General features: G+C 44.5%; 23 protein-coding genes. 16 read left to right on the forward strand and 7 right to left on the reverse strand.

The features are described 5' to 3' along the window. Positions 1 to 78 precede the first annotated feature (78 nt). Genes ICN44_RS08400 through ICN44_RS08430 form a run of 7 tightly spaced genes read left to right on the forward strand, consistent with a single transcriptional unit; the run spans position 79 to position 5,495 of the window. Positions 79 to 810: a succinate dehydrogenase/fumarate reductase iron-sulfur subunit gene (locus tag ICN44_RS08400; RefSeq protein ID WP_216263514.1), complete on the forward strand. Its 732-nt coding sequence runs from the start codon at positions 79 to 81 to the stop codon at positions 808 to 810. After that, the gene (locus ICN44_RS08405) at positions 807 to 1,157 is read left to right on the forward strand and encodes a succinate dehydrogenase (RefSeq protein WP_216263515.1); all 351 of its coding nucleotides are present in this window, start codon (positions 807 to 809) and stop codon (positions 1,155 to 1,157) included. The genes ICN44_RS08400 and ICN44_RS08405 overlap by 4 nt, the downstream gene beginning before the upstream one ends. Continuing rightward, positions 1,154 to 1,513: a succinate dehydrogenase, cytochrome b556 subunit gene (gene sdhC / locus ICN44_RS08410; RefSeq protein WP_216263516.1), complete on the forward strand. Its 360-nt coding sequence runs from the start codon at positions 1,154 to 1,156 to the stop codon at positions 1,511 to 1,513. The genes ICN44_RS08405 and sdhC overlap by 4 nt, the downstream gene beginning before the upstream one ends. 10 nt (positions 1,514 to 1,523) lie before the next feature. After that, entirely contained in the window at positions 1,524 to 2,399 is an 876-nt protein-coding gene (locus ICN44_RS08415) for a fumarate hydratase (RefSeq protein WP_216263517.1), read from the forward strand. 11 nt (positions 2,400 to 2,410) lie between these two features. After that, positions 2,411 to 3,022, forward strand: a complete 612-nt coding sequence (locus tag ICN44_RS08420; RefSeq protein ID WP_216263518.1) for a fumarate hydratase C-terminal domain-containing protein — start codon at positions 2,411 to 2,413, stop codon at positions 3,020 to 3,022. Continuing rightward, positions 3,019 to 4,740, forward strand: coding sequence for an L-aspartate oxidase (locus tag ICN44_RS08425; protein ID WP_216263519.1), 1,722 nt, complete (start codon positions 3,019 to 3,021; stop codon positions 4,738 to 4,740). The genes ICN44_RS08420 and ICN44_RS08425 overlap by 4 nt, the downstream gene beginning before the upstream one ends. 50 nt (positions 4,741 to 4,790) lie before the next feature. Beyond that, positions 4,791 to 5,495 (forward strand): sulfite exporter TauE/SafE family protein, encoded by a 705-nt coding sequence (locus tag ICN44_RS08430; protein ID WP_370624897.1) that lies wholly within the window; start codon positions 4,791 to 4,793, stop codon positions 5,493 to 5,495. On the opposite strand, the gene ICN44_RS08435 is transcribed toward ICN44_RS08430, so the two are convergent. The 4 genes from ICN44_RS08435 to ICN44_RS08450 all read right to left on the reverse strand — a co-directional run bounded on the left by ICN44_RS08435 (position 5,492) and on the right by ICN44_RS08450 (position 10,610). Beyond that, positions 5,492 to 6,946, reverse strand: a complete 1,455-nt coding sequence (locus ICN44_RS08435; RefSeq protein WP_255537537.1) for an FAD-binding oxidoreductase — start codon at positions 6,944 to 6,946, stop codon at positions 5,492 to 5,494. The genes ICN44_RS08430 and ICN44_RS08435 overlap by 4 nt on opposite strands. Beyond that, complete coding sequence (locus ICN44_RS08440) at positions 6,909 to 8,546, reverse strand: thiamine pyrophosphate-binding protein (RefSeq protein WP_216263520.1); 1,638 nt, start codon at positions 8,544 to 8,546, stop codon at positions 6,909 to 6,911. The genes ICN44_RS08435 and ICN44_RS08440 overlap by 38 nt, the downstream gene beginning before the upstream one ends. Positions 8,547 to 8,560: 14 nt before the next feature. Then, on the reverse strand, positions 8,561 to 9,547 hold the full coding sequence (locus ICN44_RS08445) for a tripartite tricarboxylate transporter substrate binding protein (protein ID WP_216263521.1): 987 nt from the start codon (positions 9,545 to 9,547) through the stop codon (positions 8,561 to 8,563). A gap of 70 nt (positions 9,548 to 9,617) precedes the next feature. Beyond that, positions 9,618 to 10,610 (reverse strand): tripartite tricarboxylate transporter substrate binding protein, encoded by a 993-nt coding sequence (locus ICN44_RS08450; RefSeq protein ID WP_216263522.1) that lies wholly within the window; start codon positions 10,608 to 10,610, stop codon positions 9,618 to 9,620. A 141-nt stretch (positions 10,611 to 10,751) separates the two neighbouring features. Between ICN44_RS08450 and ICN44_RS08455 the strand changes: the two genes are divergently transcribed. Genes ICN44_RS08455 through ICN44_RS08475 form a run of 5 tightly spaced genes read left to right on the forward strand, consistent with a single transcriptional unit; the run spans position 10,752 to position 14,949 of the window. Further along, positions 10,752 to 11,687, forward strand: a complete 936-nt coding sequence (locus ICN44_RS08455; RefSeq protein ID WP_216263523.1) for a hydroxyacid dehydrogenase — start codon at positions 10,752 to 10,754, stop codon at positions 11,685 to 11,687. After that, positions 11,684 to 12,694: an Ldh family oxidoreductase gene (locus tag ICN44_RS08460; protein ID WP_216263524.1), complete on the forward strand. Its 1,011-nt coding sequence runs from the start codon at positions 11,684 to 11,686 to the stop codon at positions 12,692 to 12,694. Before ICN44_RS08455 ends, ICN44_RS08460 begins: the two co-directional genes overlap by 4 nt. Before the next feature lie 30 nt (positions 12,695 to 12,724). Further along, complete coding sequence (locus ICN44_RS08465) at positions 12,725 to 13,006, forward strand: UxaA family hydrolase (RefSeq protein WP_216263525.1); 282 nt, start codon at positions 12,725 to 12,727, stop codon at positions 13,004 to 13,006. A gap of 40 nt (positions 13,007 to 13,046) precedes the next feature. Next, positions 13,047 to 14,219: a UxaA family hydrolase gene (locus tag ICN44_RS08470; RefSeq protein WP_216860497.1), complete on the forward strand. Its 1,173-nt coding sequence runs from the start codon at positions 13,047 to 13,049 to the stop codon at positions 14,217 to 14,219. A 10-nt stretch (positions 14,220 to 14,229) separates the two neighbouring features. Next, positions 14,230 to 14,949 (forward strand): GntR family transcriptional regulator, encoded by a 720-nt coding sequence (locus ICN44_RS08475; RefSeq protein WP_216263526.1) that lies wholly within the window; start codon positions 14,230 to 14,232, stop codon positions 14,947 to 14,949. Here the strand turns inward: ICN44_RS08475 and ICN44_RS08480 are convergent. Beyond that, the gene (locus ICN44_RS08480) at positions 14,946 to 16,673 is read right to left on the reverse strand and encodes a hypothetical protein (RefSeq protein WP_216263527.1); all 1,728 of its coding nucleotides are present in this window, start codon (positions 16,671 to 16,673) and stop codon (positions 14,946 to 14,948) included. The genes ICN44_RS08475 and ICN44_RS08480 overlap by 4 nt on opposite strands. A gap of 34 nt (positions 16,674 to 16,707) precedes the next feature. After that, the gene (locus ICN44_RS08485; RefSeq protein ID WP_216263730.1) at positions 16,708 to 17,619 is read right to left on the reverse strand and encodes a MoxR family ATPase; all 912 of its coding nucleotides are present in this window, start codon (positions 17,617 to 17,619) and stop codon (positions 16,708 to 16,710) included. A gap of 193 nt (positions 17,620 to 17,812) precedes the next feature. Between ICN44_RS08485 and xsc the strand changes: the two genes are divergently transcribed. From xsc to ICN44_RS08505, 4 genes are all read left to right on the forward strand, one after another. Then, the gene (xsc, locus tag ICN44_RS08490; protein ID WP_216263528.1) at positions 17,813 to 19,621 is read left to right on the forward strand and encodes a sulfoacetaldehyde acetyltransferase; all 1,809 of its coding nucleotides are present in this window, start codon (positions 17,813 to 17,815) and stop codon (positions 19,619 to 19,621) included. 93 nt (positions 19,622 to 19,714) lie between these two features. After that, entirely contained in the window at positions 19,715 to 20,698 is a 984-nt protein-coding gene (locus tag ICN44_RS08495) for a tripartite tricarboxylate transporter substrate binding protein (protein ID WP_216263529.1), read from the forward strand. A gap of 33 nt (positions 20,699 to 20,731) precedes the next feature. Continuing rightward, the gene (locus tag ICN44_RS08500) at positions 20,732 to 21,964 is read left to right on the forward strand and encodes an aconitase X catalytic domain-containing protein (RefSeq protein ID WP_216263530.1); all 1,233 of its coding nucleotides are present in this window, start codon (positions 20,732 to 20,734) and stop codon (positions 21,962 to 21,964) included. After that, positions 21,961 to 22,368: an aconitase X swivel domain-containing protein gene (locus ICN44_RS08505; RefSeq protein WP_370624891.1), complete on the forward strand. Its 408-nt coding sequence runs from the start codon at positions 21,961 to 21,963 to the stop codon at positions 22,366 to 22,368. Before ICN44_RS08500 ends, ICN44_RS08505 begins: the two co-directional genes overlap by 4 nt. Positions 22,369 to 22,375: 7 nt before the next feature. Here ICN44_RS08505 and ICN44_RS08510 read toward each other — a convergent pair whose 3' ends face one another. Beyond that, positions 22,376 to 22,945, reverse strand: a complete 570-nt coding sequence (locus ICN44_RS08510; RefSeq protein ID WP_216263531.1) for a nitroreductase — start codon at positions 22,943 to 22,945, stop codon at positions 22,376 to 22,378. Positions 22,946 to 22,955: the final 10 nt, after the last annotated feature.

Here is a 22,955-nt window from a genome sequence, read left to right on the forward strand (position 1 = left end):
ATTGAGATAAAGTAAATATTTATCTCAAAGAAAATTATATTCGATTTTATTTTTACTATCTATCGATATAATGGGGCTATGTCTAATACCGATCTCAAAGTAAAAGTCTGGCGTGGCGCAGAGCAGGGGGAGTTTGTTGAGTACCTGGTGCCGCGCAATTCCAATCAAACCGTTTTGGATGTGGTGACCTATATCCAGCGTAAGCTTGACCCTACTTTAAGTTATCGCTTTGCCTGCCGTGTTGGGATGTGTGGTTCTTGTGCCATGACGGTGAATGGCGTTGCTCGCTGGACATGTCGAACCCATGTGTCTCAAATCGTGAAGGGTGATTCACTCGAAATTGCACCATTGAATAATTTACCCGTGATCAAAGACCTTGCAACAGATATGCGTGAGTTCTTTAATAAATGGAAGGGTGCAGTTGGGTTCTTTAAGGGCACTCAAACTCGTCACGACGATTTTGCAAAAGTGGAGCCGCAGTCTGAAGAGCGTCAATTGGCTAATGCCGGAATTGAATGTATTGGTTGTGGTGTTTGTTATGCCTCATGTGAAGTGGTTGAAGCAAGACCTAACTACCTGGGCCCTGCAGCTTTGAATAGAGCTTGGACATTAACGAATGACATCAGAGATGTACAGCAGCTTGAGCGTATGCAGGCAGTAGCAGGAGACGCAGGCTGTCATGCCTGCCATACGCAAGGTTCCTGTACTGAGCGTTGCCCTAAGGCAATTGAACCAACGGCAAGTATTGCTGGACTGAAGAAGCTAGTGGCAAGAGCCGCAGTGCGTGGCAGCAAGTGGGGCAAGTTATGAGTCAAGGCGTTTTACAGGCAAAGCTTTGGTATGCCCAAAGAATCAGCGCAATGATTCTTGGAATCTGTGTAGCGATACACCTCCTCATTATTTTTTATGCAATCCGGGGCGGTATTTCTGCTCAAGAGATTTTGGGTCGTACACAAGGCAATATCGCATTTGCACTTTTTTATGAGTTATTTGTTTTGGCATGTTTTGTCCATGCTCCAATTGGCGTAGCCAATATTCTTCAAGAAACTATTCCAAAGACTGGATTGGCAAAGCCCATTTCTTGGGTTCTTGCAATCGCTATTCTTGCTCTTGGAACAACAGCTGTAGTTGGTGTGTATACCGGGGGCAGCTTATGAGCTCCAGACCGCACTTAGATTACCGAGCCAAAAGCCACTTATCTTATTTTGCATATGCATGCCATCGTCTGTCCGGTCTGCTCTTGGCATGTTTTATTCCATTACATTTTTTAATGCTTTCTCAATCCTTGCGTGGTGCTCAAGGATTTGAGGCCTCTTTGAAGTTGACTGATTTTTGGGTATTTAAGTTTGGTGAATGGGTATTAGTTATCTTATTGGCTATTCATCTAGCTGGAGGAGTGCGCTTACTGATGATTGAATTTGGACCTTGGCGTGGTTTGCGTAAGGGGTGGATTCAAGCCTCCATATTGTTCGCAATCATTTGCGGGCTCTTATTTCTATATTTTGCTAACTAGTTAGGTTGATATGCAACTCAATATGGATTTGGTAGAAGAGGCTTGTAAGGAGCTCTATATCCGTGCACTAAAAGTGCTTCCAGATGATATTAAAGATGGAATCAATCGTTTAGACCGGGCTGAAACTGATCAACGAGCACAGGTTGTTCTCAAAACCATGATTACTAATATTGCTGTGGCAGAGCGGGAAGATAATTTGCTCTGTCAGGATACTGGCTTACCTATCTATAACGTTAAGATTGGTGGCAATGTGCAGTTTGATGGCATGGCTTTAAAAGCAGCCATTCGTAAAGGTTGTGAGCGTGCCACTAAAGAATATCCTTTGAGATCTTCAGTCGTACATCCCATTACACGCAAAAATAATCATACTTCTTGCGGTATTGATATGCCTGCAATCCATATCGATTTTGTAGATGAGTCTGAGACAGTTGAAATTGAAATGGTGCCAAAAGGCAGTGGATCAGAGAACAATTCTTTTCTTAAAATGGCGATACCTGCAGATGGTATCAATGGAGTCAAGGCATTTGTAATTGAAAGCGTCGTGTCCGCTGGCGGTAAAACCTGTCCACCAACGATTGTTGGCGTAGGTGTTGGTGGAACATCTGACCAATGTGTTGCGATGGCAAAAAGAGCGGCTACCCGTCCGCTAGGAAGCGCTTGCTCTGATGAAGAGGGTGCAAAGCTGGAAAAAGAGTTGAGTGCAGCCGTGAATCATCTCGGTATTGGACCCCAAGGACTTGGTGGTGATGGCACAGCCTTTGCCGTTCATGTCGAACTTGCGCATACTCATATCACCCTCAACCCTGTTGCAGTAAATATGCAATGCCATTCTGCACGCAGGGCGCGTGCCACCTTTACGCCATCTGGCGTCAGTTACGGATTCTGAGGAGAATATTGATGGCACACTATGTTCTCCAGACGCCGGTTAACGAAGAGGCAATTCGTAAGTTACGTATTAATGACACCGTAACCTTGCAAAGTACTCTATTTGGCATTCGTGATGCAACACAAATTCATATGTTTGATTATGATCGTCAAACCCGTTTTGATTTAAATGGTCATGCAGTCATTCATACTGCACCCAATGTACGTAAAGTTCCAGTGAGTGAGCAATTTCCAGCTGGTTATGAACCTATTTGCATTGGAACTACCACTTCTGACCGAATGGAGCGCTTTACTCGTCCACTAATGACTCAAAAAGGTGTCCGCATGATTGTTGGTAAGGGTGGCATGCGGGAAGGTTCAGCCGAGGCTTTTAAAGAATTGGGCGGCGTTTACTTGGCGATCATTGGCGGCACAGCGGCGCTTGAAACGACTTGGATCGAGCAAATTGAAGATGTAGATATGGATGATCTCAATCCAGAATCACTTTGGCGTTTCAAGATCAAAGATTTTGGTCCACTCTTGGTAGCTATGGATAGCCATGGCGGCAGTATTTATCAAGAAGTGAAGGGCGATGTCGCTCGCAATAAAGATGCTGTTTTAAAAAGCCTTGGAATTCTTTCATGAGCGCTATCCCAACAATTGAAACTGATATATTGATACTAGGTTCTGGTGGAGCAGGGCTCTTTGCGGCCTTGCATGCACATCAAGCCAATCCAAATCTCAATATCACGATTGCAGTAAAAGGTTTGCTAGGTAAATGTGGTTGTACCCGTATGGTACAGGGTGGGTATAACGTCGCTCTTGCTGAGGGAGATTCGGTTGAGCGTCACTTTATGGATACCATTGAAGGTGGTAAATGGTTATCGGATCAAGATCTTGCTTGGACGCTAGTCAGCAAGGCGGTAGAGCGCATTCATGAACTTGAGAATGAATTAGGCTGCTTTTTTGATCGCAACCCTGATGGTACTGTTCATCAAAAAGCCTTTGCTGGCCAAACGTTTGATCGCACAGTACATAAAGGTGATTTAACTGGTATTGAAATTATTAATCGCTTGGCAGAGCAGGTATGGTCCAGGGGAATTCATCGTCTTGAAGAGCATCGGGCTATTGAATTAATACATAGCAAAGACGGTAAGTCTCTTGCTGGCGTGTTGATGCTCAATATGCACACTGGTCAATTTGTATTAGTGCGTGCTAAAGCGGTTTTGCTTGCTACAGGTGGCGGACCAACGATGTATCGATATCACACGCCATCAGGAGATAAGAGTTGCGATGGTTTAGCAATGGCTCTTCGTGCAGGTCTAAGCTTGCGTGATATGGAGATGGTACAGTTTCATCCTACGGGATTATTAGCTGGCCTAGATACTCGTATGACTGGAACTGTTCTAGAAGAGGGCTTGCGTGGTGCAGGGGGATACTTACTCAACAGCAATAATGAACGTTTTATGGGGAACTATGATCCTCGTAATGAACGCGCTACTCGAGACATTGTTTCTCGTGCAATCAATTCTGAAATTCGTGCAGGTCGAGCTACTCCCAATGGTGGCGTTTACATTCAAATGAGTCATTTAGGCCCTGAAAATGTACGTGAGCAATTTAAGGGAATGGTCGAGCGTTGTGCTGATAGCGGCTTTGATTTAGCAAATGATTTGGTAGAAGTGGTTCCGACTGCCCATTACATGATGGGTGGTTTGGTATTCAAAAAAGATTGCAGTACCGATCTACCTGGACTTTTTGCCGCAGGTGAAGATACTGGCGGTGTTCATGGAGCTAATCGCCTTGGTGGTAATGGTGTAGCTAACTCAACAGTGTTTGGGGGCATTGCAGGTGATGCAATGGCGCAGTGGGTTGCTTCCCAAAGCTTGCAGGAATGTAATATGGATGAGGTTTATAAGAGTATTCAGGTCCATGAAGCGCCATTACAAAAAGCAGCTGGTGATATTGAGGCAATTCGGGATGCCTTGTCTGCATGTATGTGGGATGACGTGGGAATCTCAAGAACTAAAGAGAGCTTGCATCGTGCCCGCAATACTTTAGAGCTATTGGGTAAGCAGTTGAATCAAATTGGTGTAGGTGATATTCAACGTGAATATAGTGTTACTTGGCAAGATTGGATGAATCTACAGAATCTAATTCAAGTAAGTAAGTCGATTACGGAAGCTGCTATTTCTAGAGAAAATTCAAGAGGCTCGCATTATCGTGAGGATTTTCCTGAGCCTGGTTCCTTAGAGGAATCCTATTTCACTGCAATTCATCTTCAGGGCGAAAGTTTGGTGATCGAAAATAAACCAGTTCAGTTCAATCTGGTGAAGCCTGGTGAAACTATTCTTGTTGAGACCTAGTCATTTTTGAATTTATTGAACCATTACCATTTACATTAGCGGCGCTAGTTATTTTTGGTGCCTATTTCATTTTTGGAGTCTCTGGGTTCGGTTCATCGATTGTTGCAGTTCCCTTATTGGTGCAGATTTACCCGCTAAAGTCGGTGGTGCCAATGATGGTAATGATTGATATCTGCGGCTCTTTATATCTTGGCAATAAATCCTCCAGCAATGCGAACATGAAGGAATTGAAGTGGTTGTTTCCATTTACGCTCGTCGGCATTGTCGTAGGTGGACTGGTGCTGCTAAATGCTCCAAGTGCGCCTTTATTGATTACCTTGGGAGTCTTTGCTGCAATGAATGGTGCCCGAGTTCTATGGCAAAGAAACAGGGAGTTGCATCAAGCTATCAACAAATGGTGGGCGGTGCCATTTGGTTTTTTTGGGGGGATCTTCACGGCGCTTTTTGCAACTGGTGGCGCTATTTATGCGTCTTACCTCGCATTAAGAATTGCGGATCCAAAAACGCTCAGGGCAACTATGGCATTCGCTATTTTGATCCTCACATTTTTGCGACTTTGCCTAATGCTAGCAACGGGCTTATTATTTAGTTGGCCTGTATTTGGCTTAGCACTTTGGCTAATGCCAGCTATGTTTCTGGGGATTTGGGCAGGTACTCACGTACATTCAAAATTGAGCAGCACTTCAATGCGCATTGTTTACGGATCTATTTTGCTTTTTTCCGGAACTACCTTGCTTATTCGCCAGCTTTTTTAAAGCACTTTTCCTGGGTTCATGATGTTTTTTGGATCAAGCGCTTTTTTAATAGATCTCATTAACTCCATTTCAACATTACTTTTTCGCAAAGGCAGTTCATCGCGCTTGGATTGACCGATACCATGCTCAGCTGAAAATGATCCTAAGTGTGCATAGACTTGATCGTGGACCAATTGATTGATTGAATTTCTTCTTTCCTCAATGTCATTCGATAGGTTAGGGGAAAGTGGTGCCAAGTTGTAATGAAGATTTCCGTCTCCTACATGACCAAAAATAATGGTCTGCATTTTTGGCCAAAGCTGCTGTAATTTAACTTCTGTGTCTTCAACAAAGCTGGCAATTTGAGAAATAGGCAATGAAATATCATGTTTGATAACAGTGCCAAGCTCAAATTGTGCTTCTGGAATACCTTCTCTAATACTCCACAGGTCTTTACTTTGCTGTATGGAGTTAGCAATGACTGCATCAGCGATCAATTCAAGTTCTAAGGCTCTGCCAAGCAAATTCTCTAGACGCTCCCTATTGATGTTTTCGGCTTCCATGCTGGAAAACTCAAGTAATACAACCCAATCTGATTCCGTACTGGAAAAAGACTCTATATTTTTTGCGCGCTTAGCAACTAAACGAAGTGCTCGGGTAGAAATTAATTCAAATGCTGTTAAATCTGCATTAGAGCTTTCACGTGCCAGGTCGATTAATTGAATACCTGCTCTAACACTTTGGATGCTTACGAGTGCTGTTACCCTTGATTTAGGCAATGGATAAAGCTTGAGGGTAGCCGCAGTAATAATGCCAAGACTGCCTTCTGCGCCAATATAGAGATCTTTTAGTGAATAACCAGTGTTATCTTTTCTGAGGCCTCTGAGACCATTGAAGATCTCGCCTGTGGGAGTTACAAGCTCGATGCCCAGACATAAGTCCCTCATGTTTCCATAGCGTAATACCTGAACGCCACCGGCATTGGTACTTAAATTGCCTCCAATGGTGCAACTTCCTTCTGCTGCTAGGCTTAAAGGAAATAATTTTCCCACTTTTACTGCAGCTTCTTGCGCATTCATTAATACAACACCTGCATCAAGTGTGATGGTTGAGTTTTCGAGATCAAGTTCGCGAATGCGATTTAAGCGCGAGGTGCTAATCACAATACAATGACTATTTTTACTAGGAGTTGCTCCCCCGCATAGGCCAGTATTGCCGCCTTGGGGAACAATAGCAATATTTTCAGAATGACAAAGCGCTGCTAATGCTGCAACTTCATTGGTATTTTTTGGTCTCAGAACAGCCAGTGCCTCGCCTGTAAAGCGTTTGCTCCAATCAGTTAGAAAAGGGCTTTTATCAGCATCTGAGAGATAGACATATTCAGTGCCAATGATTTCTTGGCACTGTTCTATAAAGTTCTTCGCCTTTTCCAACTCAGCTGCGTTTGATATTGGGGGCGGGAAGACCTTCAATCATGATATTGATGCATGAAGGTAATTTACTGGCAAGTGCTCGCTTAGCAGCAGGGAGGACTTCAGTTGAATCATCTACGTACTCTCCATATCCACCAAAGGCTTCGCAGACTTTTTCATAGCGTGAGGGGAGAAGTTCACAGCCAAGAGTTCTATCTTGCCCATAGTCGCGAACTTGTATTTGATATTCTGCGTTCCATTTGGCGTCGTTACCGACAATCAAGGTAAAGGGTAGTTGATAGCGGACGGCAGTATCTATTTCAGCACTATGAAAGCCAAAAGTGCCGTCACCCATGACAGCTATGATTGGTACATGCGGTTTTGCAATGCTTGCCGCGGTTGCAAACGGTAGACCAGCGCCAATTGAACCTGCAACCCCATTGATCACTCTATTGGGAGCCTGTAGGCATGCTTGCGCCCATTGGCCGATTTCCCCTCCATCGCTAATGAGGACTGAATCTGGGTGGCTATCTAAAATTACTTGAAGAGGCGCAAGGGCCTGAACAGGGTGTAGCTTGCCCTTGCTGTTAGGGAGTTTAGACCAAGCTGGAGGCTGATAAGTAATCGCCTCAGAAACTTCTTTTTGCCATTGTGTTTGCGCGCTATTGGTACCAAGCTTAAGGCTGTACATCTGTTCTATCGCACTCGGTATATCCGACATTATGGATTGAGCTAAACGTGGCCCTAATGCATTTTTTGCGCGCTTTATTTCTTCTGCTTCAGGATCGATTTGCAAGAAAAGACACTCTTTATTGAATCCTGGACTTTGTGCAAACTTTAGAGTGAAGTCTACCTTCTTACCTAGTAGCAAAACACAATCTGCTTGACTTAATATTTCTGCAAATGCACCTAAGCTAGGGTCGCCAATTCCTCGAGGGCTTTCCATGCCCACCACTGGTATACCTAGGGTTTTTTGAAGCTTTGAAAGAAGTACTTTGCCAGCCTTTGATTGCATCTGTGGGCCAGTCAAAATGAGCGGCTTACTGGCTTGTTTCAGTTTTTCAATGATGCTGGATATCTCTGAACTTTGAGCCTGTATTGGCTCTAACTCAAAAGAGGTAGATGTTGGCATGACTCCACTCTCAGGCCATGCCGCTTCTAAAACATCTGTTGGGAGGCTGAGGTGAACTGGGCCTGGCCTGCCTGATTTAGCAATCTGAATTGCTTTCGCAATATCTTTACCAATATCTTCCACTTTTTGACAGGCCCATGATGCTTTTGTTAGGGGAGCTGCAATATCAGTTTGGCGCATCTCTTGAAAAGCGCCTTTACCAAGTTGATCTAATGGGGCATGACCAGATAAAAGAACTACAGGGGATTCAGCCATGCCTGCTGTGTAAAGTGCAGACACTGCATTAGCATGACCTGGACCACCAGTAACCAGGGCAATTCCAACTTCTCCAGTCAGTCTTGCCCAGGCATCGGCCATATGTACTGCTGCACCTTCATGTCGCGTATGAATTAGATCAATTTTTGAATCGAAAATAGCGTCATATACCGGCATGATGTGATTACCCGACAAGGTAAAAATCTTAGAGATGCCAGCGATCTCAAACGCCTTCACTAGGGCTGATGCCCCATTATTATTTTTAGGATTCATTGTTTTCTATTAAATTATTTAATGCCTAATTGACTGCTTAATTTGGAATAAGCGACATATTGAGAGGCTGCAAATTTTTCAGTATCCATAGGCGAAAGGATGCGAGGCACTCCTCCGTAACGTACATTACCAGCCTGCCAATTTGCGTCTTTATCTGCCGCCGCTAACACTTCAACCCACTTGCTAACTGCTTCAGGGCTCATCTTGGGAGGCCCATACAGCGCACTCCATCCTACGATGGCTTCTAGTTGAGGCATCCCCACTTCTTTTGCAGTCGGCACCGCTGGAATTTCTTTAACGCGCTCCGGAGTGGTTACTACTAAGGCGCGTAACTTGCCGCTATTAATTTGTGTGAGGGCAGAAGTTAAGTTGCCACAACTAAAGTCAACCTCTTTTGCCAAGACGGCAACTACTGCCTCTGAGCCACCTTTATAGCTCACATTTATTGCTGCATCTGGTTTTAATTTCAGGCTTTGTAAAATTAGCTGTGAGGCAAAATTTAAAATCGTACCCGGTCCTGAAGAGCTGTAATTCAATTTTCCTGGTTGTGCTGTGATTGCCTTAGTCAGATCTTCAAACGATTTATAGGGAGACTCTGAGTTCACTACACATACCACTGGGTTTAACTCTAGCAAACCAATAAAAGTAAAGTCATTCCACTTGTAGCTTAAGTCTGTTTTCATGGCAGGCAATACAGCTTGCGATCCAACTCTGGCAAGAAGAAGGGTGTAGCCATCAGGCGCAGCATCTTTAACTAACTGAGATCCAATAGCACCACTAGCGCCACCTTTATTCACAATCACAATAGATTGCTTGAGAACGTTTTGAGCAACTGTAGCTAAATTACGAGCCGACTGATCAGCATCACCGCCAGCTACAAAAGGAACAACAATCGTTACTGGTTTGTTGGGATAGTTTTGCGCCAATACGGGTGTAACGACGCTCAGTAATCCCAAGCATAAGAGGGTGGATTTGAGCAAATGAAAATCTTTTAGCTTCATGCAAGCTCCTAGGAAAGGTTAGGTAGTGCTGCAAATAAAAAGGCACCCATATGGGTGCCTTCAAATATATTTACTGAGCTACGATGTTGCGAGCTTTAATCACTTTCTCCCAACCTGCTGACTCACTTTTAATTTGAGCTTCTAACTCTTTAGGAGTATTGGCAATTGGTGTCAATCCGTTGATTTCTAAACTCTTGCGCATAGCATCTGATTCAAGTGCCTTTTGAGTTGCAACATAAATTTTGTCAACAATCGCTTTCGGGGTACCAGCTGGTGCAGCAAGTGCATACCAACCAACGTTCACGAATCCGGGGATAGCTGCCTCTGCCACCGTAGGGACATCTGGTAATTGAGCAACTCGTTTACTACTAGTGATGGCTAGAGGTTTGATCTTGCCGGCTTTAGCAAAGCCTGCAGCTGCAGGCAAATTACCAACCATAAAGTCAATTTGACCCGAGATTAAATCGTTGATAGCAGGTGCCTCGCCTTTATATGGGACGTGGGTTGCACCAATTCCGGCGGCATAGGTGAAGTTTTCACCTGCCATGTGAACTTGACTGCCAATTCCTGCAGAGCCAAAGGTGAGCTCCTTTGTTTTTGCTAAAGCAATAAATTCTTTTAAGTTATTCACCGGCAAGTTAGGGCTCACAGAAACCAACATTGGGCCACCAGCTACAGCAGTAATGTAGGTAAGGTCGGTCGAATAATTTAAAGGCAGCTTCTTATATAAATAAGGATTGACGGTCATCATGCTGCCTGATGCTAACAATAAGGTGTATCCATTCGGTGGCGAGTTAGCAACAATCTCAGCACCAATATTGCCACCTGCACCACCTTTATTTTCTACGATTACATTCTGACCTAGGATGGTGGTCATTTGCTGTGCCAAGATTCTTCCAAGGATATCGGTGGTTCCACCTGCAGCAAAAGGAATAATCAACTTTACTGGTTTATCTGGCCAGCTCTGAGCTTGAGCAATAGAAGGGGAGGTCAAATACAGTAATGCCCCTATGCTGATGAGCGCAGACTTTATAGCGGTAATGCGATCTTTCTTAAACATCATGCTCCTCCATTTATTTATTTATTTTTTATCTTAGCTTGTATTGCATTGAATAGGTACTATTTAATAGTAATAAGCTTATCCGTTTCTTAAAAAATGGTCTTGCTACTTGCAAGTGATCTAAATCATCTATATGATATGGATATGTCTGCTATTTTGATCTCTGAGTTCATTACTAGTCAAGCCCTAGAAACCCTGCGTTCTAGGAACGACGTCATTTACGAACCTGATTTGTACAAGGATAGGACAGCGCTAATTGCTGCTATGCAAAATATTGATGCGCTGGTAGTTCGCAATCTAACGCAGGTGAATGAAGAGGTCTTGAATGCTGCCCCCAAATTGAAGGTTGTTGGACGTCTTGGGGTTGGACTTGAAAATATTGAGCTGCCAGCTTGCGCTAAACGCAACATTAAGGTGATTCCTGCTACAGGCGCTAATGCTGAATCAGTGGCCGAATATGTTGTAGGGGCTGCAGTTGCGTTAACCCGTGGTTTTATTCCAGCAACCATCGCAACTCTGAATGGTGCTTGGCCTCGCCCTCAGTTTTCTGGCTACCATGAATTTCTAGGTCAAACCCTAGGTATTGTTGGATTTGGCAGCATTGGTAGGGTGGTAGCTAAAAAAGCACATGCCTTTGGTTTGCAATGCGTTGCTTACGACCCGATGCTTTCTGGTGAGGCTGTAGAGCTTGGGGGATTTTCAGTACCTCTACTCAAACTAAGTGAATTACTCGCTAGAAGTCATGCGGTTTCGCTACATCTTCCTTATTTACCTGAAACCAAAAATTTATTTGATGCGACAACCTTAGATCTGATGAAAGAGGGCGCATGCCTTGTTAACACTGCGCGTGGCGGGATAGTTGATGAGGTGGCGCTAGCAGAACGCTTGCGCTCAGGACGCATTGGTGGCGCAGCGATTGATGTCTTTGCCGCCGAACCTGCTAAGGACTTAAGTCACTTTTCAGGAATTGAGAATCTCATTCTTACGCCGCACATCGCTGGTGTTACCCATGAGAGCAACGAGCGAGTTAGTCAAATGATTGCCGATGAAGTGAATCTGTATTTAGGAGCTTTGAAATGAACTTGTCCTATGAAAAGATGGTTCAACTAGCATCTGCAGGCTTGCAAGCTGCCGGCATAGGGGAGAAGGCAGCTTTTGAAACAGCACAGTTTTTAGCGCTTGCAGAATTAGATGGTTTAGCTTCTCATGGTTTGGCTCGAGTATCTCAATATGCTGGACATGCCAAAAACCGTCGAGTCGAGCTATCTCCTAAAATTAAAGTTCGCCCTTTTAAGTCATCAGCTGCTTTGGTAGATGCCTGTGATGGCCTCGCATTTCCTGCATTACGTTTTGCAACAGATTTATCAGTCAATCTGGCATCTAAAACTGGCGTTGGTTTGGTTGCAGTTACCAATAGCCATCACTTTGGGGTTGCTGGACATTTTGCTGAAGCTGCAGCTCGAGCAGGTTATATCTCCTTATTGTTTGGCAACACCCCTGCTGCAATGCCTATGGTTGGAGGTAGTAAGGCCTTGTTTGGAACCAATCCTTTAGCAGCAGCATTTCCAATTGGAAATCAAGATCCCTTAGTTATCGATATGTCTTTGTCTGCAGTTGCCCGTGGAAAATTACTGGTAGCAGCCAAAAAAGGAGAGTCCATTCCTGAGGGCTGGGCTCTCACTGCTGAAGGTAAGCCCACTACCGATCCTAATGAAGGATTGAAGGGATTAATGGTTCCTTTGGGCGGAGATAAGGGCGCTTTATTGGCGCTGATGATTGAGCTATTGGTGGTTGGTTTATCGGGCAGTAGATTTTCTTATGAGGCTGATTCATTTTTTGATGCCAAGGGAAATCGACCACGTATTGGTCAACTTCTATTGACTATTGATCCAGGATTGGCAGGTAGCCAAGTATTTGCAAGCAAGATGCAAGGGTTTTTGAAAACCTTAGCAGCAGACACTGGGACTCGAATTCCAGGACGCAGGCGTTTCAAACAAAGAGCGGTGGGTTTTAAAGAGGGTGTCAATGTTTCTGATGTCGTTGTAGAAGAAATTCAGGCTGGTATTCGTCAGTCGTGGAATGGGTAGTATTCAAACCAGATTTATAAGGAGAAAGAAATGATTCATTTTGTCGTGCATGAGCCAGGGGACGTCGTAGGCGTTGTCGTGGTAGAGGGTGTAAAGGCTGGTACCGATTTAATCGGCTGGGTAATGGATGGTGATAGTACTGTCAATATCAAAGCTGAGAGTGATATTCCGATTGGCCACAAGATTGCATTGCAAGACATGAAAACCGGCGACACCATCATTAAGTATGGCGTTGATATCGGCAAGGTAGTTGCACCTATCAAAAAAGGTGAACATACCCATGTTCAAAATGTTAAGACCAAGCGTTGGTAATCGATACGAGTGTTCACTACGATATTAAGAGAGATAAAAAATGATTAATTTAAAAGAAGCAACTTTTATGGGCTACCGCCGTGAAAATGGACGTATGGGTATCCGTAACCACGTCATTATTCTGCCCTTAGATGACTTGTCGAATGCAGCCTGCGAAGCGGTTGCCAATAACATTAAAGGCACTGTTGCTATTCCGCATCCCTATGGTCGTCTTCAGTTTGGCGCAGACCTAGAGCTGCACTTTAGAACCCTGATTGGTGCTGGCTGCAATCCAAACGTAGCTGGAGTGGTGGTGATTGGTATTGAGCCACAGTGGACCAAGATTGTGGTTGATGGAATTAAAGCTTCAGGCAAGCCAGTAGAAGGTTTCTGGATTGAAGGCAATGGCGATACAGCAACTATTGCTAGTGCCAGCAAAGCGGCTTACTCCATGATGAAGCATGCCTCTAAGCAACAACGTGTGTCTGCTCCATTATCAGAATTATGGGTCTCAACCAAGTGCGGTGAATCCGACACTACTTCTGGTTGCGCATCTAACCCAACTGTAGGCAATGCCTTTGATAAGCTGTATGACATTGGATCAACTCTGGTTTTCGGTGAAACTACCGAGTTAACCGGTGGCGAACATTTGGTTGAGGCACGTTGCCGTACTCCAGAGGTGAAGAAAAAGTTCCGCGCTATGTTTGATCGCTATCAAGATGTTGTTGAGAAGAATAAAACCAGCGACTTATCTGATTCACAACCGACTAAAGGCAATATTGCTGGTGGTCTTACAACCATCGAAGAGAAGGCCCTGGGAAATATCCAGAAAATTGGTAAGAAATGTATTGTTGATGGCGTGCTTGATAAAGCAGAGACTCCAACCATTCCTGGTTTGCATTTCATGGACTCCTCATCAGCTGCTGCTGAGATGGTGACTTTATGTGCTGCCGCAGGTTTTGCTGCTCACTTCTTCCCAACTGGACAAGGTAACGTAATTGGTAATCCAATTCTTCCAGTGATTAAGTTGTGTGCTAATCCAAAAACTGTACGCACAATGTCTGAGCACATTGACGTAGACGTTTCTGGTATCTTACGTCGTGAAGAAAACTTGGACACAGCAGGCGAGAAGCTTCTTGATGCGCTTCTCCGTACTGCAAACGGCGAATTGACGGCTGCTGAAATCCTGGGCCACCGTGAGTTTGTAATGACCCGTTTGTACGAGTCTGCATAAGTACTAAAGTATGAAAACCCTGACCGCTTATCAAGAAGTTAAGCAGAAGATCACCGAAGATCTGGTCAGGGGGCGATATCCAATGGGGCAGGCATTACCTGCTGAAAAGGATTTAGCCAAAGAATTGGATGTATCTATAGGAACCCTGCGCAAGGCGGTAGATGAGCTGGTTGCAGAAGGGATTGTTGTCCGCCGTCAAGGCAGGGGAACCTATGTCGCAGAACATGATGCAAAACGCCTGCTATATTATTTTTTCCATGTAGTACGTTGGGATGTAGATAAAAAAACTTACCCTCGTGTTGAAACTGCCTCTTTCGGAATGTCACAAGCAAATAAAGAAGAGTCTCTTAAGTTAGGCATTAAAGAGGGGGCCCCTGTTTGGCGTATTGTCACGCGTTTATATCTTGAGGATGAATGTGTGATGATTGATCACATCACATTGGATAAAAAGCGTTTTAAGAATTTAACCCGTGCTGATTTTGATAAGCGCGAAGGTAGTATCTATCAGTTGTATCAGATGCGTTATGGTCAATCAGTTGTGAAAACGAATGAGCGATTACGCGCAGGTTTAGCTGGCAAGCAAATGTCGGCTTGGTTAAAGTTAAAGCCAGATTCTCCAGTGCTGCATATTCGAAGAGTGGCTTTGGATATTCAAGATGAATCAATTGAGTGGCGTGTTTCTACACTAAATACTACTCGCCACGAATACTTTAATGAGTTGGTAACCTAGTTTTTGCTTGTTTTTAATTCTTTTGCCCAATTCACGAGGCAATCGCCTGTTAAATCACTTTCTTGATCCCAGCTTAAGCGATGCGGAAAGTAAGGCCTTAATTCTTCGCCAATTCCGCAACCCCATAACTCTAGATTGGCTTGTTGTTCGCACCATTCAATAGCTTGCAATAGATGATTTTTGAGAAAGCTTTCTCCATTGGCTTCAATGGTGGCTCTATCCATGGGGCAGCCATCAGAAAATAAAATGAGTTTTTTATTAGTACTCTGGTTGCTGTCTTGATTTAGTAGTCGTTGTGCGGCCCACAATAGCGCTTCCCCATCAATGCTCTCTGCATAAATTTCAGGTCTAAGTAGTGCTGCGATTCCTGGTCTTGCTCGGCGCCAGTTGGTCTGAAAGTCTTTGAAGATCCAGTGCGCCCTCTCGTTGAGTCTTCCAGGATTTGGTGTTTGACCATTTCTTCGCCACTCTTTGAAAGGGCGACCTCCTTGCCAGGTGCTTGTGCTGTAACCAAGTACTTCTGTTTGGATATGGGCTTGCTCTAATATTCTGACAAGCGAATCTACGTAGCCGGCAATCTTCATTCGCTGTTCTTTCATAGAGCCTGAACAATCGATTAAAAGGCTTATTCGGCCCAAAGCCTCTACCTTTTGGGATGAGTGCTTATATATGATGGGATCGAGTGGTGCAGTTGCAATGCGGGTGAGAAAGCGACGATCTAATAGTCCCTCCGCTTCAGAGTTTTGCCATCTTTTGTTTGTTGTAGAAAGAAAGATGTTTTGATATGACCTACTTAATTTCCCCCAAGGAATATTGAGTTTGCTAATTTCTTCATTCAATTGTTGTTGGTAAATGGCGAGTTGTGCTGGCCGAATTCGCTTTTTGGCTTCGATCTCAATATCGTAATCCGCGTTGAATACTATGTATTGATCTAATGCACGCTCTAAGGACTTTTTGGATTCTTGTACAGAGTGATGCTGATGTTGTTTTGAGCTGCCACTTTGAGTTGGCGGTTGCGCCCATTCAATTTTCAAAAAGCTATTGCGAATATTTTTTTGCTTTGTGCGAATGCTTGAAACATTTTGATATTCATCTTCAATCAAGCGTGAAACGAATTGCGCTATCTCAAGCGAGGCGTTTGCATACTTGGCTTGGTTTAATTGATTTGCTTTGAGTTTGACAAGATGAGGGCCTAGCCCCTCAGCGAGTCCTGCTCGAGTGGCCTCCACAACATCTTGCATTAATTGAGGGATAGGGCGATGGTTTAACCTAACCCAGACCGTTGAAAAAATGGAAAGTAAAAGTAGGCCGATACTGCCTTCAACTCCACCGCTGGCCATAAACTCTTGCATCCAAGCAAGAAATTGATTTTCAATATTTTGCTTGCTGCCTTTTAATCCCCTTGGACAGATGCTTTCAACTCGTATTTGCTCCAGAACTTCAAAGACAAGTGACTCAATCAAGCCATTTGGTGAGAGTGCTAAATGAAGATCCTGGTCTGAGTAGCGCAGACGTAATGCAATGCCATCAAGAATTCCTCTTGGATCAGCCCATGAGGTTTGCAAGTGATTTAGATTGAGATGCGGCGCAAGGGTATTGAGAGGGAGATTTTTATGAAATAGTTGCCAATCCCGAATTTGAATATGAGTATCGCCAGATAGCGACCGTATCAGGGCGCCATAGCGATTTTGAAGCTCTACTTCATCGTGAGATTCGGTTTGCAAGATTCGCCGCTAATAGTAATCTAGGGTTAATTGATCAAAGCGCTTGAGCAAAACAACGCTGATAATATTCGGCGACCAATATTTTTTCTTCGGTTTCACATTTATTTAAAAACGCTAAAGTGAAACCAAGCTCCAGGTCATTAAAGATTCGCCAGTTCTCTCCCCAGGTAATTAAAGTCCTGGTAGACATGAGTGTTGATATATCCCCAGCCTCAAAGCCCTTTCTGGTGAGATTAGCCAAGGCAATCATTTGGCCGGCAGTTTCTGGTGAGAGCTCGGGAACTTTAGCGAGCAAGATCTTTTCTTCTTCTGCTGGCTCTAGATAATTTAGGGCAGCAACAATATCCCAGCGGTCCATTTGCCCATGATTGAGCAATTGTGTTCCTTGGTAGAGTCCATTCCAGTTGCCCAGTCCTACAGTATTACTAGTCGCAAATATGCGAAACGCGGGGTTGGGCTCAATCACTCGATTTTGATCAAGCAAGGTGAGGCGTCCTTCACGTTCCAGCATGCGTTGAATCACAAACATGACATCTGCTTGACCAGCGTCGTACTCGTCCAAAATGAGGGCAATAGGGCGTTGAAGGCTCCACGGAATTAAGCCTTCTTGAAATTGGGTTACCTGTTTGCCATCTTCAAGCGTAATCACGTCTTTTCCAATGAGATCCATTCGAGTAATTTGCCCATCCAAATTTATCCGTAAGCACGGCCAATTTAAACGAGCAGCTATTTGTTCTAAGTGAGTGGATTTTCCGGTGCCATGCATACCCTGGAGCATGACCCTGCGGTTGAAGGCAAAGCCAGCCAGGATAGCTACGCTAGCTTGAGGATTTAACTGATAGCTTGAGTCAATCGTTGGTACTAGGTCTGATTTTTGACTAAAAGCGGGGATCTGGAAGTCTGCAAATCCCTTGCATTCAGGAAAGACGTCATGAAGCGAAACCATCCGATCGGGTCGAAAATTCAATAAATCGATGGATGAGGGGCTGGCAGCCATATTGCGTCCTTTAAGAGTCTTAATGCGTTGTCAAATATATTCCATATTGGGGTTTATATGCTTGACATGGCAGAAAATTCACGATTAATATAGCTATTGTAGAACAAAATGTTCCGTTTAATTGAATAACTAGGAGAACTGAATGTCCAAGACTGGCGCTAAATTACCTGCTGGCCCACAAAAAATGACCCCTTCTGAGGCTTTTGTCGAAACCATGGCAGCCAATGATGTGAAGGATATTTTTGGAATCATGGGTTCTGCCTTCATGGATGCAATGGATATTTTTGCTCCAGCGGGGATTCGCTTGATTCCGGTAGTGCATGAACAAGGTGCTGCACACATGGCCGATGGCTATGCTCGTGTTAGCGGAAGTCATGGTGTTGTCATCGGACAAAATGGCCCTGGCATTAGTAACTGCGTTACTGCAATTGCAGCGGCTTATTGGGCTCATAGTCCTGTGGTGATCATTACTCCTGAAACAGGAACCATGGGTATGGGCTTAGGTGGTTTCCAAGAAGCTAACCAATTGCCAATGTTTGAAGAATTCACAAAGTATCAAGGGCATGTAAATAATCCTAAGCGTATGGCTGAATTTACTGGCCGCTGTTTTGATCGCGCATTATCTGAAATGGGTCCAACCCAACTCAATATTCCACGTGATTATTTTTATGGCGAAATAGAAGTAGAAATTCCACAACCAAATCGTCTTGATCGCGGGCCTGGTGGCGAGAAGAGTTTGGATGAGGCTGCAGAGCTCTTAGCAAATGCTAAGTTCCCCGTGATCATTTCTGGCGGCGGCGTGGTAATGGGCGATGCTGTAGAAGAATGCAAAGCCTTTGCAGAGCGCTTGGGTGCTCCTGTAGTGAATAGCTACCTACATAACGATTCATTCCCTGCAAGCCATCCTTTGTGGTGCGGCCCTTTGGGCTACCAAGGCTCCAAGGCTGCAATGAAGTTGATGGCGCAGGCAGACGTAGTCGTGGCTCTTGGATCACGTCTTGGACCTTTTGGAACATTGCCACAGCATGGCATGGACTACTGGCCTAAGAATGCCAAGATTATTCAAATCGATGCTGATAACAAGATGCTTGGCTTAGTGAAGAAAATTTCAGTAGGCATTTGTGGTGATGCTAAGGCTGCTGCAGTGGCATTAACCAAGCGTTTAGAAGGTAAGAAATTAGCTTGTGATGCTACCAAAGCAGAGCGCGCTAAGACCATTGCTGCTGAAAAAGCCGCATGGGAAAAAGAGTTGGATGAGTGGACTCATGAAAAAGACCCATTTAGTCTTGACATGATTGAAGAGCAGAAAAAAGAAGTGACTCCAACAGGTGGTCATTACTTGCACCCACGTCAAGTTTTGCGTGAGCTTGAAAAGGCCATGCCTGCTGATGTAATGGTGTCTACTGATATTGGCAATATCAACTCGGTTGCTAATAGCTATCTTCGCTTTGAAAAGCCACGTAGCTTCTTTGCCCCAATGAGTTTTGGTAATTGCGGTTATGCACTACCAACCATTATTGGAGCTAAAGCAGCCGCCCCTAATCGTCCAGCGGTTGCATATGCTGGCGATGGCGCTTGGGCAATGAGTATGGTCGAGATTTTGACGGCAGTTCGTCATGACATTCCAGTTACGGCGATTGTGTTCCACAACCGTCAGTGGGGTGCTGAGAAAAAGAACCAAGTGGATTTCTATAACCGTCGCTTCGTAGCGGGTGAGTTAGAGAGCCCAAGTTTTGCAGGCATTGCGCAATCCATGGGTGCCGAGGGAATTGTGGTCGACCAGCTTGATCAGGTTGGCCCAGCACTCAAGAAGGCAATTGATATGCAGATGAAGGAAGGTAAGACCTGTGTAATCGAGATCATGTGTACTCGTGAGCTTGGTGATCCATTCCGCCGTGATGCTTTATCTAAGCCAGTACGTTTCCTGGATAAATATAAAGATTACGTATAAGTCACTATGAGCATGAAGAAAAGGTCCGGTTCAGCTGGACTTTTTCTTTTGCACTTGACTAATCCCATTCGCACTTTGCTGAGGTCTGTTTATATGAATAGCCTGGTAATAAAAAGTTTTAAATATTTCTTAATTTGCTTTGGCTTGATTTTGCTTTCAAGCAATGTGATGGCAGATGTCTATCCGAGCAAGCCTATCAGGCTAATCGTTCCTTTTCCTCCTGGAGGGCCTACTGATATTGTTGCTAGACCGTTAGCAGTGCTCCTGGGTGATCGCCTTAAAGAGCAAATCATTATTGAGAATAAGGGCGGTGCTGGTGGCTCGATTGGCGCCGATCTCGTTGCTAAGTCAGCACCAGATGGCTATACCTTGTTTATGGGTACCGTAGGAACGAATGCAATTAATGGCAGTTTGTATAAACAGCTGCCATACGACATGATTAGAGATTTCACGCCAATTGCTTTGGTTGCCTCCGCGCCTGTTGTCATTGTGGTTAATTCAAGCGATCGCATTAAAACGCTTGCTGAGTTAATTTCTGAAGCTCGTTCAAAGCCCGATACCATTGCATATGGAACTGCTGGAAATGGAACCCCAGGACATTTAACTGCTGCCTTATTTGAATCCACCACTCAGATCAAGCTAAAGCATATTCCCTATAAGGGGAGTGCGCCCGCAGTAACAGATCTTATTGGTAATCAGATACCATTAGTCTTTGATCCGATTCAATCCGTATTGCCGCACATCACCTCTGGAAAACTGCGTGCTTTAGCTGTAACTAGTAAGACTCGTTCACCTTTATTGCCTAACGTACCAACGGTTGCAGAGTTGGGGTACCCCCAGTTTGAGTCAACTGCTTGGTGGGCTTTATTTGGTCCAGCGAAATTACCAGATGCAATCACCAAAAAATTAAGAGTCGATACAGAGAGGGTGGCCCAATCGGCTGCGTTCAAAGAGCGCTTGGGTAACTTGGGTGTTCAGCCAAATACAGACTTCAAAGAGAGTTTGGCTAATTTCCAGACTAGTGAGATTGCGAAATGGGCCAGGGTTGTTAGAGATTCTGGTGCCACTATTGATTGATGGTAGACCAATGAGGATTGAGAAGAGAACAAAATGAAGCTAAATCAAGAAGAAAAGGCCATGCTTGCCGGTGAATTTGGTCCAGTAAGACAAACAGCTATCGCACATCAAATTAAAGTAGGTGAGTTCTTTGGCGCTAAAGATTTAGTACCTGTATCCCAAGCGCACATCATGGCTGATACCGAGAGTTTGGGTGAAGCTGGTGTTGAATGGTTAGAAAGCCTAGCTAAGAATTCGATTGAGGATCGATCGGTTCGCATTCCAACGATTACTGATCCAAGAGGTACTGACTTCAGCAAAGCAAAGCAATTAGGTCAAACTGAAAAAATGCTTGAGCTTGAAAGACGCGCTATTGATGCCTTTGTAAAAATGGGCGTGTCTATGACAGACACTTGCATTAATTACCAAACTATTATGGCTCCCGTATTTGGAGAGCATTTAGCATTTGGTGACACCGGAGTGGTTATCTATTCCAATAGTGTCTGCGGTGCCAGATCGAATTTTGAAGGAGGTCCTTCTGCGTTGGCGGCAGGTTTGACCGGTAGAACTCCTCGCTATGGTTATCACCTTGATGAACATCGTAAGCCTACGCATCGCTTTAAAACTTCATGGACACCCCAAACGCTCAATGAGTGGGGCGCTTTAGGAGGCTTGATTGGCAAGAAATCAGGGAACTATTGGTCAGTTCCTATTTTGGAGGGGATCGAAGGCCATCCAGGCTCTGATGCTATGAAGCACTTTGGCGCGGCAATGGCGAGTTTTGGATCTACTGCCTTATTTCACGTATTAGGTGTTACGCCTGAAGCGCTTCGCGCTCGAGATTTGGAGTACTTGCATCTGCCAGAGGTTCTTATTACCAAAGAAGAGGTAATGGGATTACAAAATTCTTATCGTATTGCTGAAGAAATTGATGTTGTAGTATTTTCTGCGCCGCAGTTGAGTCTCATGGAGATGAAGAGTATTGCGGAGTTATGCAAAGGCAAGAAATTCATTAAACCTTTGCTAGCCATGACTAGCCCGCAAGTAAAACCAGACTCAGATCGCATGGGGTATACGGAGATGATAGAAAGTGCAGGCGGTACAGTATTTTCTGGAATGTGTTTCTATCAATCCTATGCGAGAGAAATTGCGGAGACTAATGGGTGGAAGGTATTAGCAACCAATAGCGCAAAAATTGTGAATATTTTGGGCGGCTATGGTTATACGCCGATGCTGGCCTCCATGGAAGACTGTGTGCAAGCTGCTGTAACGGGGAGACTAAAGTGAGCGGAAAAATTTATAAGGCTAAACACGCCCAGGGCGATAGTATTGAGGGCGAATGTCTGAGTGCATCCGACGGATTTTCGGCTCGCTATGATTTAGATCGAATAAAAGGAGTGTTTTCACGTCCAGCGCATAAGCTTTTTGGACAATCCTATAAAGATAAGATTCTAGTGCTGGATGCCGCCAAAGGTGGGGTTGCAAGTGCATGGATGCTCTATGAGATGAAATCGAGAAATCTTTGTCCATCTGCCATTATTTTTAATGCAGCCAATCCAATCTTGGCACAAGGCGCTGCTCATGCTGGTATTCCGATGTTGAGTGGCTTCGATTGCGATATTACTAAGGCAATTACAAGTGGTGCTAAATTGCGCATCGATACTAAAAATCAAACAGTGGAAGTGCTCTAGTAATTACTTAAAAAATAGAGTGGTACTCAGATAAGCTCGGTCGAATACGACCGGGCTTATTTTTTTGGACGGTACCAATCGTAATGAAGCAAATCGGTTCCTCATCCTTTGTGAGTTGGAATAACTCTCGGATACGACCACTTTGCAAAGCTCTGCCGCTAGATAGTCCAGAGCCAAAGCCAAAGGCATAAGCACTCAGAAGAATATTTTGGATGGCGCATCCAAGGGAAACTAGCTTCTCTTGTTTACTAATATCGTCATTTGCATCTCGGTAGTTGGCAATGGCCAGTAGCAGTAGTGGGCCACGGGATGCTTTGTCACGCGCCTCTTGTTGTTGTATCGAGGTAGCGTTCTGATCGCGATCTAGCAGGCACTGGTGGAATACTTCTCCTAGGGCGGCGCGACTACTTTCCTGGATCTCGATGAAGCGCCATGGAACCATTCTGCCGTGATCAGGGGCGGCATTGGCTGCCAAGAGAATGGTTTCTTTCTCTGCGGGGCTTGGGCCTGGATCGCCCAATCTTTTGGGCGATATATGGGTTCTGCCATGAATCAGTTGTTCGGCAAATTGATCCATATGCATCAGG

Origin of the sequence: Polynucleobacter sp. JS-Fieb-80-E5, assembly GCF_018882015.1 — a bacterium.
Lineage (GTDB): Bacteria > Pseudomonadota > Gammaproteobacteria > Burkholderiales > Burkholderiaceae > Polynucleobacter.